Origin of the sequence: Paraburkholderia dilworthii, assembly GCF_000472525.1 — a bacterium.
GTDB lineage: Bacteria > Pseudomonadota > Gammaproteobacteria > Burkholderiales > Burkholderiaceae > Paraburkholderia > Paraburkholderia dilworthii.
In genome coordinates, this window is the sequence record NZ_AWZT01000007.1 from 145757 (window position 1) to 162487 (window position 16731).

Annotated in this window: 14 protein-coding genes; all 14 read right to left on the reverse strand. The window is 62.1% G+C overall.

The window, feature by feature from the left end; genetic code table 11:
- Window positions 1–150: 150 nt before the first annotated feature.
- The 14 genes from F759_RS0109305 to ispG all read right to left on the reverse strand — a co-directional run bounded on the left by F759_RS0109305 (window position 151) and on the right by ispG (window position 16655).
- Window positions 151–2037, reverse strand: a complete 1887-nt coding sequence (locus F759_RS0109305) for a potassium transporter Kup (RefSeq protein WP_027799605.1) — start codon at window positions 2035–2037, stop codon at window positions 151–153.
- A 309-nt stretch (window positions 2038–2346) separates the two neighbouring features.
- A complete protein-coding gene (locus tag F759_RS0109310; RefSeq protein WP_027799606.1) occupies window positions 2347–2937 on the reverse strand; it encodes a phosphoribosyltransferase in 591 nt (196 codons plus the stop codon).
- A 3-nt stretch (window positions 2938–2940) separates the two neighbouring features.
- Entirely contained in the window at window positions 2941–4287 is a 1347-nt protein-coding gene (locus F759_RS0109315; RefSeq protein ID WP_027799607.1) for an adenylosuccinate synthase, read from the reverse strand.
- Between the two features lie 214 nt (window positions 4288–4501).
- On the reverse strand, window positions 4502–5653 hold the full coding sequence (locus F759_RS0109320; RefSeq protein ID WP_027799608.1) for an ATP phosphoribosyltransferase regulatory subunit: 1152 nt from the start codon (window positions 5651–5653) through the stop codon (window positions 4502–4504).
- Window positions 5654–5881: 228 nt separating this feature from the next.
- The gene (locus F759_RS0109325; RefSeq protein WP_020065549.1) at window positions 5882–6073 is read right to left on the reverse strand and encodes a DUF2065 domain-containing protein; all 192 of its coding nucleotides are present in this window, start codon (window positions 6071–6073) and stop codon (window positions 5882–5884) included.
- 41 nt (window positions 6074–6114) lie between these two features.
- Window positions 6115–7020, reverse strand: a complete 906-nt coding sequence (hflC, locus tag F759_RS0109330; RefSeq protein WP_027799609.1) for a protease modulator HflC — start codon at window positions 7018–7020, stop codon at window positions 6115–6117.
- Between the two features lie 12 nt (window positions 7021–7032).
- Window positions 7033–8427 (reverse strand): FtsH protease activity modulator HflK, encoded by a 1395-nt coding sequence (hflK, locus tag F759_RS0109335; RefSeq protein ID WP_027799610.1) that lies wholly within the window; start codon window positions 8425–8427, stop codon window positions 7033–7035.
- 49 nt (window positions 8428–8476) lie between these two features.
- Window positions 8477–9664, reverse strand: a complete 1188-nt coding sequence (gene hflX / locus F759_RS0109340) for a GTPase HflX (protein ID WP_027799611.1) — start codon at window positions 9662–9664, stop codon at window positions 8477–8479.
- A 58-nt stretch (window positions 9665–9722) separates the two neighbouring features.
- Window positions 9723–9959: an RNA chaperone Hfq gene (gene hfq / locus F759_RS0109345; protein WP_006051315.1), complete on the reverse strand. Its 237-nt coding sequence runs from the start codon at window positions 9957–9959 to the stop codon at window positions 9723–9725.
- A gap of 143 nt (window positions 9960–10102) precedes the next feature.
- A complete protein-coding gene (der, locus tag F759_RS0109350; RefSeq protein ID WP_027799612.1) occupies window positions 10103–11440 on the reverse strand; it encodes a ribosome biogenesis GTPase Der in 1338 nt (445 codons plus the stop codon).
- A 606-nt stretch (window positions 11441–12046) separates the two neighbouring features.
- Window positions 12047–13192 carry an outer membrane protein assembly factor BamB gene (bamB, locus tag F759_RS0109355; RefSeq protein WP_027799613.1) on the reverse strand — a complete coding sequence of 382 codons (1146 nt, stop codon included), beginning with the start codon at window positions 13190–13192 and terminating at the stop codon, window positions 12047–12049.
- A 77-nt stretch (window positions 13193–13269) separates the two neighbouring features.
- The gene (locus F759_RS0109360; protein WP_027799614.1) at window positions 13270–13899 is read right to left on the reverse strand and encodes a YfgM family protein; all 630 of its coding nucleotides are present in this window, start codon (window positions 13897–13899) and stop codon (window positions 13270–13272) included.
- 78 nt (window positions 13900–13977) lie between these two features.
- A complete protein-coding gene (hisS, locus tag F759_RS0109365; RefSeq protein ID WP_027799615.1) occupies window positions 13978–15318 on the reverse strand; it encodes a histidine--tRNA ligase in 1341 nt (446 codons plus the stop codon).
- Between the two features lie 20 nt (window positions 15319–15338).
- Window positions 15339–16655, reverse strand: coding sequence for a flavodoxin-dependent (E)-4-hydroxy-3-methylbut-2-enyl-diphosphate synthase (gene ispG, locus F759_RS0109370; RefSeq protein WP_027799616.1), 1317 nt, complete (start codon window positions 16653–16655; stop codon window positions 15339–15341).
- Window positions 16656–16731 lie beyond the last annotated feature (76 nt).

Below are 16731 nucleotides of genomic sequence, written 5' to 3' on the forward strand. Positions count from 1 at the left end.
GACCGAGTGCGTTCGATGTACGAAGCGCTTGTGCACCACTGAGCGCGCACCTTCTGCCGCGCGTCAGCCAACAAAAAACCCACGCAAAAGCGTGGGTTTTCTATTTCCGGCGAGGCACTTCGCGATGTGAAGGCGCCGAACCTTGCGCCGTCAGATCTCGATCTTCGTGCCCAACTCCACAACGCGATTCGCCGGAATACTAAAGAAGTCCGTCGGCTTCGCTGCGTTCTGGTGCATCCACGCAAATACTCTTTCACGCCACACCGACATGCCTGGCAGTTGCGTCGGCACGACCGTTTCGCGCGCGAGGAAAAACGACGTGTCCATCAGTTCGAAAGTCATGTCGTGCGTGCGGCCGATTTCGGTGAGCACCGCCTTCACGTCCGGCGTTTCATTGAACCCGTATGCGGCCTTCACGAGATACAAGCCGCCGTCGATGTTCTTCACCGTCACGCGCTCCGCATCGTTCACATACGGAATATCGCGTGTGACGAAGGTCAGGAAGATCGTGCGCTCATGCAGCACCTTGTTGTGCTTCAGGTTATGCAGCAGGCTGACAGGCACGAGCGAATCGCTCCCCGTCAGATAGATCGCCGTACCTGACACACGATGCGGCGGATGCGCGAGCAGGCCCTGCAGGAACGGCATCAGCGGAATACCGTCGGCGGCCGTGCGTTCCTTAACGATCATCCTGCCCTTGAACCACGTCATCAGCAGGAAGAACAGCAACGCGCCGATGCCGAGCGGCAGCCAGCCACCCTCTTCCACCTTCAGCAGATTGGCGCCGAAAAATCCTAAATCGATCGTGATAAACACGGCGATGATCAGCCCGACCAGAAACTTGTTCCAGTTCCACACCTTCACCATCACGACGCAAGCGAGGATCGTGGTGATGACCATCGTCGCCGTCACCGCGATGCCGTAGGCGGCCGCGAGATTGTCGGAGCTCTTGAACGCAATCACGATGCACAGGATGATGAACAACAGCATCCAGTTCACCACTGGCACATAGATCTGGCCGATTGCCAGTTCGGATGTGTGCAGGATCTTCATACGCGGCACGTAGCCGAGTTGAATCGCCTGGCTCGTCAACGAATACGCGCCCGAGATCACCGCCTGCGAAGCGATCACCGTCGCGACCGTCGACAGTACGACGAGCGGCAGCAATGCCCACTGCGGCGCGAGCAGGAAGAACGGATTTTCGATCGCTTTCGCGTCGTGCATCAGCAACGCGCCCTGGCCGAAATAATTCAGCACCAGCGACGGCATGACAAGCACATACCAGCCCATGCGGATAGGTTTCGCACCGAAGTGGCCCATGTCCGCGTAGAGCGCCTCGGCGCCCGTCAGCACCAGCACCACCGAACCGAGCACGACGTAGGCTTGCAGCACGTGCGCCGCCATGAAGGTGTACGCGTAATACGGGTTCAGCGCGCGGATCACATTCGGCGATTGCATGATATGCCAGAGCCCGAGCGCAGCCAGCACGACGAACCACAGCAGCATGATCGGCCCAAACAGGCGGCCGACCGTAGCCGTGCCGTGCCGCTGGATCCAGAACAGCAACACGAGAATCACGATAGTCAGCGGCAACACGAGATGCGACAGATGCGGCGCCGCGATCTCCAGACCCTCGACTGCGGAAATCACCGAAATGGCAGGCGTGATCACCGCGTCGCCGTAAAACATGCAGGCACCGAAGATGCCGAGCATCATCAGCAAGCCGGCCATTTTTGATTTTTCGTCGAGCGAACGCAGCGCCAGTGCCATGAGCGCGAGCACGCCGCCTTCGCCGTTGTTGTCGGCGCGCATCACGAACAATACATATTTGATACCGACCACGATCACGATGGCCCAGAACAGCAGCGAAATCACGCCGAGAATGGATTGATCGGTCAGTGGGATGCCATGCGACGGGCTGAAGGCTTCTTTTAGCGCGTACAGCGGGCTCGTGCCGATATCGCCGAACACTACCCCGATCGCGGCAATCGCGAGGGAAGGCAGGGGCTGTTTGTGCACGTGATTGTTATCTGTCATAAACGCGAGGAAATCCGTTCCCAGGGCGGAAAAAACGACCGCTATTCTAAACCGCGTGCATGACGCCGCCCGGCTTGTTGTGGATACACCACGTGGATGGTCCGCGCAGTGTAGCACTGCGATATGTGCGCGTCTGCTGCGCGAATCGCTGTGCTGCCAATGTCATTCCACACTGTCAAAACGCGGCACGCGTCAATGTGGGCGCATAAAAAAACGGAGCCCAATCGGGCTCCGCTTCAGATGCGCTGTATCGGCACGGTGCGGCACTGCATGCGCTAGACAACGCCATGCCTGCGACGTCCAGGTCCATCAGTTTCCCGAGGACTCCTGCGCTTGCGCCATGCCGCGCTTGATCCACGCGCCGAGGTTATGCGGACGAACCGTGTCCCACTCCTCGAACGGCTGATGAATCCACGGATTGGTCGGCAGATACTGCACGTGATAATCGGGCTTCGCCTTCGAGCAGCCTTTGTACCAGAGCACCGCCGAACGCACCGCGGTGATGGCGGGATAGCGCTCCTTCAGATGCTGCTGCACGCGCGCGAGCGTCACACCCGAATCGACGAGATCGTCGACCAGCAGCACATTGCCGTGCAACTCGCCGCGCGTCATCGTGATGTATTGCGCAATGTCGAGTTCGCCCTGCTCCGTGCCGGCCGCTTCGCGATACGAACTCGTGGCGAGAATAGCCAGCGGCAGATCATAGATGCGCGACAGCTGGTCGCCTACGCGCAAGCCGCCGCGTGCGAGACACAGGATCTTGTCGAACTTCCAGCCCGACTCATGCACCGCCATCGCGAGCAATTCGATCAGCCGGTGATACTCGTCCCAGCCGACCCAGAGGTTCTTGTCGTCGTTGCGCGGATCTTTCATCGCAATCATGGGTACACCTTGCACCATCGCTTAAGCCTTGAACGGATGACGAAGCAGGATGGTCTCGTCGCGGTCCGGACCGGTCGACACCATGTCGATCGGGATGCCTGCCACTTCCTGAACGCGCGACAGGTACGCACGCGCGTTCGCCGGCAGCTTGTCCCACTCCTTGATGCCGACCGTGCTTTCCTTCCAGCCCGCGAAGGTTTCGTACACCGGCTCACAGCGCGCGACTTCGGACGCGCCGCGCGGCAGCAGATCGACGTTCTTGCCGTCGACCGTGTAACCGACGCACAGCTTCACTTCTTCGAGACCGTCGAGCACGTCGAGCTTCGTCATGCACAGGCCCGACACGCCATTGATCTGGATTGAACGGCGCAGTGCTGCGACGTCGAGCCAGCCGGTGCGGCGCGGACGGCCGGTGACCGAGCCGAATTCCTTGCCGACGGTGGCGAGTTCGAGGCCGATTGCTTCCTGACGCGCGGCGTTATCCGCGTCGTACAGCTCGCTCGGGAACGGGCCCGCACCGACGCGCGTGCAGTACGCCTTCGTGATGCCAAGAATGTAGTTCAGCTTTTGCGGACCGACGCCTGCGCCCGAGGTCGCGGCGCCGGCGACGCAGTTGCTCGACGTGACGAACGGATAGGTGCCGTGGTCGATATCGAGCAGCGTGCCCTGCGCGCCTTCGAACAGCAGGTTGCTGCCCGCGGCGTTCGCGTCGTAGAGACGGCGCGATACGTCCGTGACCATCGGCTTCAGACGGTCCGCGTAGCTCAGCATCGTGTCGAGCGTTTGCTGGAAGTCGACAGCGGCGACGCCGAGATACTGCGTCAGCACGAAGTTGTGATAGTCGAGGTTTTCGCGCAGACGTTCGGCGAACGTGGCGGGTTCGAACAGATCCTGTACGCGCAAGCCGCGGCGTGCGACCTTGTCTTCGTACGCCGGGCCGATGCCACGGCCAGTGGTGCCGATCTTGCTCGCGCCACGGCGCGCTTCGCGGCCCTGGTCGATAGCGATGTGGTACGGCAGGATGAGCGTGGTGGCTTCGGAAATGAACAGGCGCTTCTGAACGTCGACCCCGGCAGCTTCCAGCTCGCCAATTTCCTTGAACAGCGCTTCCGGCGACAACACGACGCCATTGCCGATGTAGCACGCGACGCCTGGATGCATGATGCCCGACGGAATCAGGCGCAAGATGGTTTTCTTGCCGCCGATGATAAGCGTGTGACCGGCATTGTGACCGCCCTGGAAGCGAACGACGCCTTGAGCGTGGTCCGTCAGCCAGTCGACGATCTTGCCCTTGCCCTCATCACCCCACTGGGTCCCCACGACGACGACGTTGCGCCCGGGGTTCACATTCACTGCGCTGGCAGACATGTTGTTTCGTAAGCTGGTTAAAAACGTATTCTACCTAGGTTCGCGGAAGCTTCCGGAATTTTTCCGTTTCCGCTCAACGGTATGCACGTTATGGTGGGTATTGCGAAAGAAGCGCGGCCGATGACCGCGCCGTGTTCGGCGACTCACGCACGGTGCGTGTGAGGCGCTTCGATATGCATCGAGAAAAGCGCGTGGGCGGCTCTATGCATCGTGGTCAGGAACGCGGCTCGACCGTCCATGCGCCGTTGCGCTCGACCAACACGCGGTCGAACGCGAATTCATCCAGATCGTGCTCGTGCCCAGGCAACGCCTGGATCACCACTTCGCCCGCATCGCGCAACGCGGCGACGCTCACGCGCAGCGCGTCGTCGTGTTGCCACGGCGCGAGAATCGCGCTGCTGCGTGCTTCGACCGGCGAGATGCGCGCCACTTCGCGCAGATCGAGCGAAAAGCCGGTCGCCGCCCGTGCCCGCCCATAAGCCTGCCCGACGTGGTCATAACGGCCGCCGCGTGCGACCGCGTTCGGCACGCCGTCCACATACGCCGAGAACATCACGCCGCTGTGATACGCGTAGCCGCGCAGATCGGCGAGGTCGATCATCACTTCGGCGCCTTCTACCTGGCTCGCGAGGAACGCGAGGTCGTCGAGCGCGCGCGCAATGGCCGGCGCATTCGGCAGACGTGCGCGAGCCTCTTCGAGCACGGAGGCGTCGCCGTAAAGCGAGGGCAGCGAGCGCAACGCATCGCGTGTGACGGCCGTGAGGCCCGCGGTCAATTCGACGAGCCGCGGCACGTCCTTGCCCGCCAGCGCGTCGTAAAGCGACTGGCCGAGATCCGCAGCCGCCGGTTCGGCCTCGATCAACGCAGCGAGCACACCCGCGTGACACAGATCGAGACGCACCTTGGCAAGGCCCGCGAGACGCAGCGCATCGAGCATCAGTTGCTGGATTTCCAGATCGGCTTCGAGGCCCGCATGACCGTAGATTTCCGCGCCGATCTGAATCTGCTCGCGCGTAGCATGCAGGCCGCGTGGCCGCGTGTGCGCGACGTTTCCGGCGTAGCAAAGACGCGTAACGCCCTGGCGATTCAGCAAGTGCGCATCGATACGCGCAACTTGCGGCGTGATGTCGGCGCGCAGGCCGAGCGTGCGTCCGGACAACTGGTCGACGAGCTTGAAGGTGCGCAGATTCAGATCGTGCCCGCCGCCCGTCAGCAGCGACTCGATGTATTCGAGCATCGGCGGCATGACCATCTCGTAGCCGTACGAGCGGAAACGGTCCAGCAAATGGCGCCGCAATTCTTCGATCTTGCGGGCTTCCGACGGCAGCACGTCGGCAATGTTCTCGGGAAGTAACCAGGTCGACATCGATACAGTCCTACGACGTTGAACACGGCGGTTGAATGCGCCGGCAAATGTGTGTGAATGGCGGGCCAAGGCTCGATTCTGGCGAGTCTCGCGGCTGCCCGACATGCCGCGTCACGTGGCATCGGCAGCGTATTGGAAACGCGCGCCTGCGCTACGGAAGCATGGCGGCAATCTTCACGGCCGGTGCTTGGCGGCGCGCTGCCTCCGCGCGCCAGCCAGCCGGCTCGGTCAAGTCACGAAAAACAGCAGAATCAGTCCGAGCAGCATCACGATCAGCCCACCGACACGAATCTGATGCGCGGGCCGCTCCGCTATTCTACGGAACGTGTCGCGCCAGGCGCTCGGAAAAACGAACGGGAACATCCCCTCGATAATCAGCATCAACGCGATCGCGAGCAGTAACGAGCCGACTATATCCATGCGAAGAAGGGGCCGCGATGCGAATGCCGCGGCGTTCCGGGTTATTGGTGTTTGCGCGGGGCCGCGGAAGCGTCCGGGGCCGCGCCACCGGTCGGACTACGCATGAAGCGGAAGAACTCGCTGCTCGGATCGACCACGATCACGTCGCCTGGCTTGAAGGTGTTCCGGTACGCCTGCATGCTTTGATAGAACTGATAGAACTCCGGATCGCTGCCATACGCTTGTGCGGCGATCTCGGCTGCCTTTGCGTCGCCTTCGCCCTTGATGGTCTGCGCCTGACGATAACCGTCCGCGAGAATCGCCTGCTGCTGGGCGACGGCGTCTGCCCGAATCTTGTCCGCTTCGGCTGCGCCCTTCGCGCGCTCGTCGGCCGCGGCCTGCTCGCGCTCGGCGATCATCCGCTTGTAGACGGAATCCGCCATCGAGGCCGGGAAGTCTACACGCGTCAACTGCACGTCCACCACCGACACGCCCAGCGACGCCGCAGTCTTCTCCATCGCTCCTCGAGCCTCGTCGGCGAGCGCCTGCTGTTTGGCTAATGCATCGGATAGCGTGTATTTGCCGAACGCGTCGCCGAGCGCACCGCGCGCGGCGAGCGCGAGGCGCTCCGGCAGGCTTTGCACGTCGCCCTTCGTTTCGGCGAGCAGCTTCAGCGGGTCGGTCACGCGGTATTTGACGACCGGGTTCGCGAGCAAATCGTTTTTGTCCGACGTGACGTAGCGGTCTTCGTCCGGCGCGTCGAGCGACTGGATGCGGCTATCGACGAGCGTCACCGTTTGCAACGGCGGCGGCAACTTCACGTGCAAGCCTGGGCCGAGCAAGGTCGGGGCCGCGTCGCCACGGGACGACAACACCGCCATATGGCGCTGGTCGACAACGAATACCATCGACGAAGCGGCAAGCAGCACAATGACAACCGCAATGACGAGCGCAATGATCTTGTTCATGATGTGCGCTCCTTATTGAACGTCGTCTTCGCGCGTACGGCTGCGGAAGGAGTCGCGTGAGCGCAGCGGGTCGCTGCCGGCCGCCGGACGGCTAGCGGGTGTGGCGGCTGCGGCGGACGCAGACACACCTGCTGCTGCCCCCGACGATCCGCCTGCGGCCGGTGCGCCCGGATTCGCTGCCTGCGGTGCGCCGGCGACAGCCGCGCCGGATGCTGCCGAGGCGGCCGCAGCGGCATCTGCGACGCGCTGGCGGGTTTGCTCGACGAGCTTGTCGAGCGGCAGATACAGCACGTTGTTGCCGCTCTTGCTGTCTACAAACACCTTGGTCGTATTCGAGTAGATGTGCTGCATGGTTTCCAGATACATGCGCTCGCGGATCACAGCGGGCGCTTTCGAGTACTGCGCGTAGACCTGCTTGAAGCGCTCGGCGTCGCCTTGCGCCTGAGCCACCGTTTTGTCGCTGTACGTTTTTGCGTCGTCGATCTGGCGTGCCACATCCGCTTGCGCGCGCGGCAGCAACTCGGCTGCATAGGCCTGTGCGTCGGTCTTCGCACGCTCGTTTTCCTGACGAACCTTGGCGGCGTCGTCGAACGCGGCCTGGACCTTGTCGGGAGCCTGCACGCCCTGGATCGTCACACCGGTCACGGCGAGGCCGGACTGATACTCATCGAGCGATTGCTGAATCGCCGCCATCAGCTGCTGACGAATTGTTTCGCGATCCTGATAAAGAATGTCATTGGTGCTGCGCGCACCGACGATGCCGCGCACTGCCGCCTGCGCGGCCTGCATCACGCTCTGATCAGGATCGACACTGCGAAAGAGGTAATCGGTCGGCTTGCGTATCTGGTACTGCACAGCAAAGCGAACGTCGACAATGTCCGCGTCGTGCGTCAGCATGGACGCGTCCTTTACATTCGCAAGACGCACGACATTGTTGCGGCCGATCTCGACCTGGCGAACCTGGCCGATATTGACGAGCTCATGCGCTTCGAACGGATAGGGCAAGCGCCAGTGCACGCCTTGGCCCGCCGTGTAGCGATATTTGCCGAACTGCATCACGACACCGGCCTGGCCGTCCTGTACGACAAACACGCCGCTACCAAGATAGATCGCGATCAGCACGCCGATTACGATGCCCACGCCGATGCGCGCGCCACGCCCGTTGTCCGGACGGCCCCCGCCTACACCGCCGCCCTTGCGGCCGAACATCCGGCTCAAGCGGCGGTTGAAATCCCGCCACATCTCGTCGAGATCGGGCGGACCTTCACCGTCCTTGCTCTGCGGACGCTTGGGCTCACCGGGCCGCTGACGCTCACCATTGCCATCGCCACGGCCCCAGCGCGGATCGTTCAGTGAAAGCATGGCGCGCATGCGCAGCCAGATACTCCGCTCGTTGTAATCGTTCACCTGTGTTCGTTCACCAGAGTAGACAGCGGGTCAGTGCAATTGGAACGGGTCAGTGCCCGAGTTCTGTGACCTTGCGGTCGTCGCGTGGTGCTGCGGACCGGTCTTCTTCCGAGGAGTCGAGCAACGTGTCGGGAAGAGGTTCGGCAGTAGCGATTTCAGCGATGGCAGCGCGCAATGTGTCCAGCCCTTGCCCCGTGCGCGCGCTCAAAAAGACGCGCGAAATATTACCATACTCATCCCGCTCGACTGCGTCCCCACGGGCCGCCAACTCCGGCACCGCGTCGATCTTGTTGAACACGAGCACCTGCCGGACGGTGTCCGCACCGATTGCGTGCAACACCTCGTTCACCTGATCGATCTGATCGAGGCGCACGGCGCTCGACGCGTCGACGACATGCAGCAGCAGGTCGGCGTGGATTGTTTCCTCGAGCGTGGCGCGAAACGCGGCGACCAGTTGGTGAGGCAGTTCGCGAATGAAGCCGACCGTGTCGGACACCACCACCTGCCCCGCTTCGTCGCCGAGATAAACGCGCCGCGAGGTCGTATCGAGCGTGGCGAACAACTGGTTGGCCGCGTACGCCTGCGCCTTGGTCAACGCGTTAAAGAGGGTGGACTTGCCCGCGTTCGTATAGCCGACGAGCGACACCGACATCGTCTGATTGCGTGAACGCTGGCGACGCTGCGTACCGTGCTGACGGCGCAACTTCTCGAGTCGCGTCTTGAGCGCCTTGATGCGCTCGCCGATCAGCCGGCGGTCGGTTTCGAGCTGCGTTTCGCCCGGACCGCGCAAGCCGATACCACCTTTTTGCCGCTCGAGGTGGGTCCATGCGCGGATCAGCCGCGTCGACAGATACTGCAATTGCGCGAGCTCAACCTGCAGCTTGCCTTCATGGCTGCGGGCGCGTTGCGCGAAAATGTCGAGGATGAGGCTCGTGCGATCGACCACGCGCCGATTAAGCGCTTGCTCCAGATTGCGCTGCTGTGCAGGCGCAAGAGCGTGGTTGAAGATGACGAGTTCGATGTCGTTCGCCTCACACGCGAGACGCAGTTCTTCGGCCTTGCCGCTGCCGACGAACATCTTTGCATCGGGACTGGCCCGGCGCCCGGTGAGGGTGACTAGAGGATTCGCGCCCGCGCTTTGCGCGAGCAGGCTGAGTTCTTCGAGGCTGGCTTCGAAATCGATCTTACCGAAGTCGATGCCGACAAGCGCTGCATTGATCAAATTGGAGGGTATCAAAATGAGGCGGCCGGGAGTGATCGCCAACGGGCGACGCTACGCCGGCCGCGACGGGGGTTTAGGACTGTTCAGAATCCGGGTGGAAATTCACCGGACGGGCTGGCACGACAGTCGAGATTGCGTGCTTGTAGACCATCTGGGTGACCGTATTCCGGAGCAACACGACGTACTGGTCGAACGATTCGATGTTCCCTTGAAGCTTGATGCCGTTGACCAGGTAGATCGACACCGGCACATGCTCTTTACGCAGTGCGTTCAAAAACGGGTCTTGTAACAATTGCCCTTTGTTGCTCATAGCAAACTCCGTATTTTTTTGCAGGTTGACTAAATTGACGACGGAAGAAAAAGGTATCCGCAGCCAACCGCTACACTATAGCCGATTTTCGTTTTCGCGCGGGAGCCCTGCCCAAGCGGCCAAACCCAACGCACACGCGGGTTTCAGCCTTTGTCCGCGTAAGGGTTCGTCGACGATCTGAACTCTATTCGCAATGGAGTCCCGGTCAGCTTGAAAGTTTCACGGAAGCGGTTTTCAAGGTAGCGTTTGTACGTTTCGGTGATCGCGTCGAGCGCGTTGCCGTGAATCACTATGATCGGCGGATTCTGTCCGCCCTGGTGTGCGTAGCGCAATTTCGGCCGCACCGGACCTCGGCGACGCGGTTGCTGGAACTCCACTGCATCGATCAGCGCGCGCGTGAGCTTCGGCGTCGGCAGCTTGGCCATTGCCGCGGCGTACGCGTCGTCGACCGAGCGCATCAACGGACCAATCCCAGACTTTTCCGCAGCGGAAATGAAATGAAATTTGGCGAAGTCGAGGAATTTTAGTTTGCGTTCCAGATCGGCTTTGGTGCGTTCGCGCACATGCGAGTCGAGCCCGTCCCACTTGTTCACGCCGACCACCAGCGCGCGGCCCTGCTCCACCACGAAACCGGCGATATGCGCGTCCTGCTCCGAAATGTCCTGGCGTGCATCGAGCAGCAGAATCACGACATTCGCGTCCGAAATCGACTGCAGCGTTTTCACCACCGAGAACTTTTCGATCGCTTCGAACACCTTGCCGCGACGGCGCAAACCAGCCGTATCGATCAGCGTGTACGGCTTGCCCTGGCGCTCGAAGTCGACGTAGATCGAATCGCGCGTAGTGCCCGGCATGTCGAATGCGATCACGCGTTCTTCGCCGACCAGCGCGTTGATCAATGTGGACTTGCCGACGTTCGGACGGCCGACGATCGCGATCTTCACGCCGCGCGCTTCCTTTTCGTCGTCGCTCTCTTCCGGTTGACCCGCATACGCGACGCCGAGCGCCTCGTTGATCATTTCCGTCACGCCGTCGCCGTGCGCAGCGGAAATCGCGCGCGGATCACCGAGGCCGAGCTCGTAAAAGTCGGCGGCGACCGTGCTGTACTTCATCCCCTCAGCCTTGTTGACGACGAGGAAGATCGGCCGGCCAGTCTTGCGCAGATAGTCGGCAATCGACTTGTCCTGCGGCGCAAGACCATTGCGCCCGTCGACGATGAACACGACGATGTCCGATTCCTCGACCGCCTGACGCGTCTGACGCGCCATCTCGTGCAGGATGCCGTCTTTCGCGACGGGCTCGAAACCGCCCGTGTCGACAACCAGGTACGGCCGCTCGCCGGTGCGCCCTTCGCCGTAGTGGCGATCGCGTGTGAGGCCGGGCAAATCGGCGACGAGCGCATCACGCGAACGCGTGAGACGATTGAAGAGCGTGGATTTCCCCACATTGGGGCGCCCTACGAGGGCAATAACGGGTTTCATCAGATGTTGTTCACGGTGAAACGCGGATCGGAATCGACCGTCCGCGTTGCGACGCCATTGCGCCGCTAGACGGCAGCGTTTGACGAAAATTATCACGAATTCGGCCAGCCCCGGATGCGCTGTCCATATGCGCGCCGAGGCGGACGGGGGTTTAGCTGTATGCGCCGCGCGGCCAGGCTACGAGGCTTTCCCTTGCTGCGGGGCGGTTCGCTCGCGAATTGCGCTGCCGTCTTGCAATGCCTGGAAGGCGGCGCTACAAGCAGTGACCAAGGCCACATGGGCCGCTTCTGTTTGGCCCCGGTGTGCGCCGCTTTTATGCGCCGTTTCTGTGCGCTGCCCTTGGCCGCTGCTCTTGTTCACCGCTCTCTTAAGCCGCTTTCTCAGCTGCTTTTTGTCGGCTGCTTTTGTCGGCCGATTATCTCAGCCGCTTTGTCGGCCCGTCGACACAGCCAGTGCGACGGGATTCCATTTCTATACTTCCTTGGCGATGCCGCCTGCGGGGCCCCGGGTGCGCTGCGGAACGCCAGGAACACTGCAACCGCACGCGCCGCAAAAAACGCGCGGCCGGCAAAGCCGGCCTGCGCGTTCAATATGCTTTCTGTCGGATTAGCGCGGGCGATAACCGTACAGGTCGCCGTCGCGCGTTTGCACGACAAGCGTTTCGCCGGCCAGCACCGGCGCCGCGGTGATCGCGCTGCCGTCCGTCTTCACGCGTGCGACCAACGTGCCGTCGTCGCGCGAAAGGAAGTGCACATAGCCCTGATAGTCGCCCAGCACGGCCGCATGACCGAGGATGAACGGCACGCCCAGTTCGCGATTCTTCAGCTTGTCGTTCTTCCACAGTTGAGTGCCGTTGGTGACGTCGAATGCGGATACGACCGACCAGTCGTCCGCTGCGACGACCGCGCGGTCGTCCTGCGCGAGACCGCTCGCGCTCGAGAACGCCTTTTCCCACAGCGCACGGCCCGAGTTCGCGTCGAAACAGCCGATCTGCCCTTGGAACGTCACGGCGCACGTTTCCGAACCGACCAGCGTGGGCGGCCCGGTCACGTCGTTGATGCGCTCCACTTCCGTCACGCCTTTCGGATAGGAGACCGGCGTTTGCCAGTAATTCTCGCCCGTCTGCAGGTTGATCGCGGCAAATGCGCCGCCGGGGAAACCGGCCAGCACCGCCGCGTCGCCCGCGAAAGTCATACCCGACGACACACGCAGATTCAGCGGCACCGCGCGATTGCGGTAGTTCCACTTCTGCTCGCCGGTTTGTGCATTGAATGCGACGATCTGTCCGTCCACAGTACGCACGACAACGAGACCATTACCGACGAGCGGCGGCGAAATGATTTCGCCGGGCGCCTTGGCCGTCCACAGTTGCTTGCCGTCCGCGCCGAGTACGTAGACGTCGCCCTTCAGGCCGCCGACCGCCGTCAGCGTGCCGTCGCTGCCCACACCTGCGGAGATGTCGTCGTGCAGCTTGACTCGCCAGACGTCCTTACCGGTTTGCGCGTCGATTTTCGCGACCGAGCCGTTTGCACCGGCCGCATAAACGGCGTCGCCGACCGCGACGGGCGAGAACAGATAACGGCCTGCCTTCCCGACGCTCGTCTTCCAGGCTTGCTGCACGTCGAGCACGGGTTTGAACTCGGTGAGCGGCGTCGGCACGCGGCGCTCGTCTTTCGTGGATGAGCATGCCGCGAGAGCGAGGACGGTCATCGCACAGACAACGGGCACAGCGTAACGTTTCAGCAGATTCATCGGTGGACGAAGCATTCAGGAAATAGGTTTAAAGAAAGACCGGTTGGTCGTTGCATGCGGCGCGCCGCACGCGGCGCTTAGCCACCCAGCGCATCCAGTTTGAACTGGATCAACTGGCGCGCCGAGCTGTCGCTCTTCGGCAGAGATTCGATCGCGAGCTTGTAGGCCGCACGCGCGTCGTCACGTTTGCCTTGAGCGGCCAGCAGATCGCCGCGGCCGTTGGCGACGACGCCCTTGAACGCGTCGGACTGCGGCTCGGCGAGCAGTGCGAGACCCTGGTCGTAAGCCTTTTCGTCGAGCAGCAGCGAAGCAAGGCGCAGCCGTGCGATCTGCTTGAACTCGTCGTCCTTCGCATGATCGATCGTCCATTGCAACTGGGCTTTCGCCGCTGCTTCGTCGCCTGCGGCGTAGAGCGCCTTGGCGGCGCCAAGCGCGGTCATTTGCGCGTACGCCGTGCGGCTGAACTTGTCTTCCATGTCGGCGGCGACGCGCGTGATCTTCGCCTTGTCGCCCGATGCCACGGCCTGCTGCACCTGGTCGTACAGCACAGCGGCTTCCGCCGCCTGGCGCCGCTGCCAGAAATTCCAGCCGTTCCAGCCGGCTGCGGCGACCAGCACCACCAGCACGATCCACGTGGTTGCATTACCCCACTGCGCCCACCAAGCCTTCAGACCTTCAATCGATTCTTGTTCGTCGTGGTAACTCATTGCCCGGCGATTTCCTCTTTCTTGCTACGTGTGCGTGTCGAGTCCGATCGGGAACCAACCGGCTCGACGACATCGCGATCAGTCTTCGCCGTCTTCGGCGGTTGCAACCATCGCATTGATTAGAAATTCGGTCAAGTCTTCGGCGGGCACGTTATGTTGCTCGTTTTTACCGCCGTTAGCATGCGTATCTCGCAGCGGTTTGACCCCGACCGTGCCGTTGGCGATCTCATCTTCGCCGAGCACCACCGCGAACGCGGCGCCGCTTGCGTCGGCGCGCTTCATTTGTGATTTGAAGCTCGCGGATTGACCGTCGGCGCTGCAATGCAGGATCACGTCGAGACCCGTGTCGCGCAGCCGCTCGGCAATGATGAAGGCTTGCTCGCGGGCCGCGTCGCCTTGATGCACTACGTACACATCGCAGCCTTCATCTTCCGGCACGAGTTGATCTTCCTTCAGCAACTCGAGAATCCGCTCGATGCCCATCGCCCAGCCGCAAGCCGCAGTGGGCTTGCCGCCGAGCTGTTCGATCAGCGGATCATAACGGCCGCCCGCCGCGACGGTGCCCTGCGCGCCGAGCTTGTCCGTCACCCATTCGAACACGGTCAGATTGTAATAATCGAGACCGCGCACGAGACGCGGATTGATCCTGAACGGAATGTTGTTCGCCTTCAGAATGCGTTGCAAACCTTCGAAGTGCGCGCGCGATTCCTCGCCGAGAAAGTCGATCAGTTTCGGCGCATTCTGCGCGACGTCCTGCAACGCAGGATTCTTCGTATCGAGCACGCGCAGCGGGTTCGTGTGGAGGCGCCGCTTCGCATCTTCGTCCAGCACCTCCATGTGCTTTTCGAGGTATGCGATGAGTTCGACGCGATGCGCCGCGCGTTCTTCCGCGAGGCCGAGCGAATTGATTTCAAGCTTGATGCCCGTCAAGCCCAGGTCGTCCCACAGGCGCTGGCAGATCATGATGATTTCAGCGTCGGCGTCCGGACCGGCAAAGCCCAACGCTTCCACGCCCACCTGATGGAACTGGCGATAACGGCCACGCTGCGGACGCTCGTGCCGGAACATGGGGCCGATGTACCACAGGCGCTTCGGGCCGTCGTACAGCATGTTGTGCTCGATCGCCGCACGCACCACCGCTGCCGTGTTTTCCGGGCGCATGGTCAGATTTTCACCGTTCAACGCGTCGGTGAAGCTGTACATCTCTTTCTCGACAATGTCGGTGACTTCGCCGATACCGCGTGTGAAGAGCTGCGTATGTTCGACGATCGGTGTACGAATATTCTGGTATCCGTACGAACGCAGCATCGACTTGACGGTAGTTTCGAAAAACTCCCACAACCCGGCGTCCTGCGGAAGGATGTCATTCATGCCCTTCACGCCGGACAGCTTTTCGAGCTTTTTCTTCTGTTCAGTCATCTGTCTTCGATAGCCGATGTTTAGTTGAGTGCCTCGGCGCGGCCGTAGCGGCGCTCGACGTAGTCACTCACGATTTGCTGGAATTCCTGCGCAATGTTCTCGCCGCGCAGCGTCTTCACCTTCTCGCCGTCGATGAACACCGGCGCGGCCGGATTCTCGCCCGAGCCCGGCAAACTGATGCCGATGTTCGCCTGCTTCGACTCGCCGGGACCGTTGACAATGCAGCCCATCACCGCGACGTGCATCTTCTCGACGCCCGGATACTGATCGCGCCACACCGGCATCTGCGTGCGCAGATACGTCTGAATTTGCGATGCAAGTTCCTGGAACAGCGTGCTGGTTGTGCGGCCGCAGCCGGGACACGCGATCACCATCGGCGTGAACGAGCGCAGGCCCATCGTCTGCAGAATTTCCTGGCCGACGATCACTTCGCCAGTACGCGATGCGCCCGGCTCCGGCGTGAGCGAAATACGGATCGTGTCGCCGATGCCCTGCTGAAGCAACACCGACAACGCCGCCGTCGACGCGACGATGCCCTTCGATCCCATGCCCGCTTCCGTCAAGCCGAGATGCAGCGCGAACTCGCAACGGCGCGCAAGTTCGCGGTACACGGCGATCAAGTCCTGCACGCCGCTCACCTTGCACGACAGAATGATCTTGTTGCGCGCGAGACCGAGTTCGACCGCGCGCTCTGCCGAGCCGATCGCCGACTGGATCAGCGCTTCGTACATGACGCTTTGCGCTTCCCACGGCGTCGCGCGCGCAGCGTTTTCGTCCATCATTTTTGCGAGCAGGTCCTGGTCCAGACTGCCCCAGTTCACGCCGATGCGCACCGGCTTGTCGTACTTCACCGCCGCTTCGATCATCTGCGCGAACTGGGTGTCGCGCTTCGCGCCGTGGCCGACGTTGCCCGGATTGATCCGGTACTTCGACAGCGCTTCCGCGCACGCCGGGTAATCGCGCAGCAGCAGGTGGCCGTTGTAATGGAAATCGCCGACCAGCGGCACCGACACGCCCATGCGGTCGAGTTGCTCGCGCACCGCCGGCACCGCCGCGGCCGCCTCCGGCGTGTTCACCGTGATGCGCACCAGTTCGGAGCCGGCTTGCGCCAGTTCCTTGATCTGGATAGCCGTGCCGATGGCGTCGGCGGTGTCCGTGTTGGTCATCGACTGGACGCGCACGGGCGCGTCGCCCCCGATGGTGACGAGCTGGCCACCCCAGCGGACGTCGACCGCATGCGACCTGCGCCGCGCAGCCTGGCCGCCGAACACCGGCTCGTTAGACACGATCTTGCTACTGGATTGGGATTGAGCTTCGGATTGCATCGAAAAACCCATTTACGCCGCACGCGCCACAAAAATGCAGCGCCTCAATTGAAAACGCGCCACGGTCCGGTTGGCCGCGGCGCACACC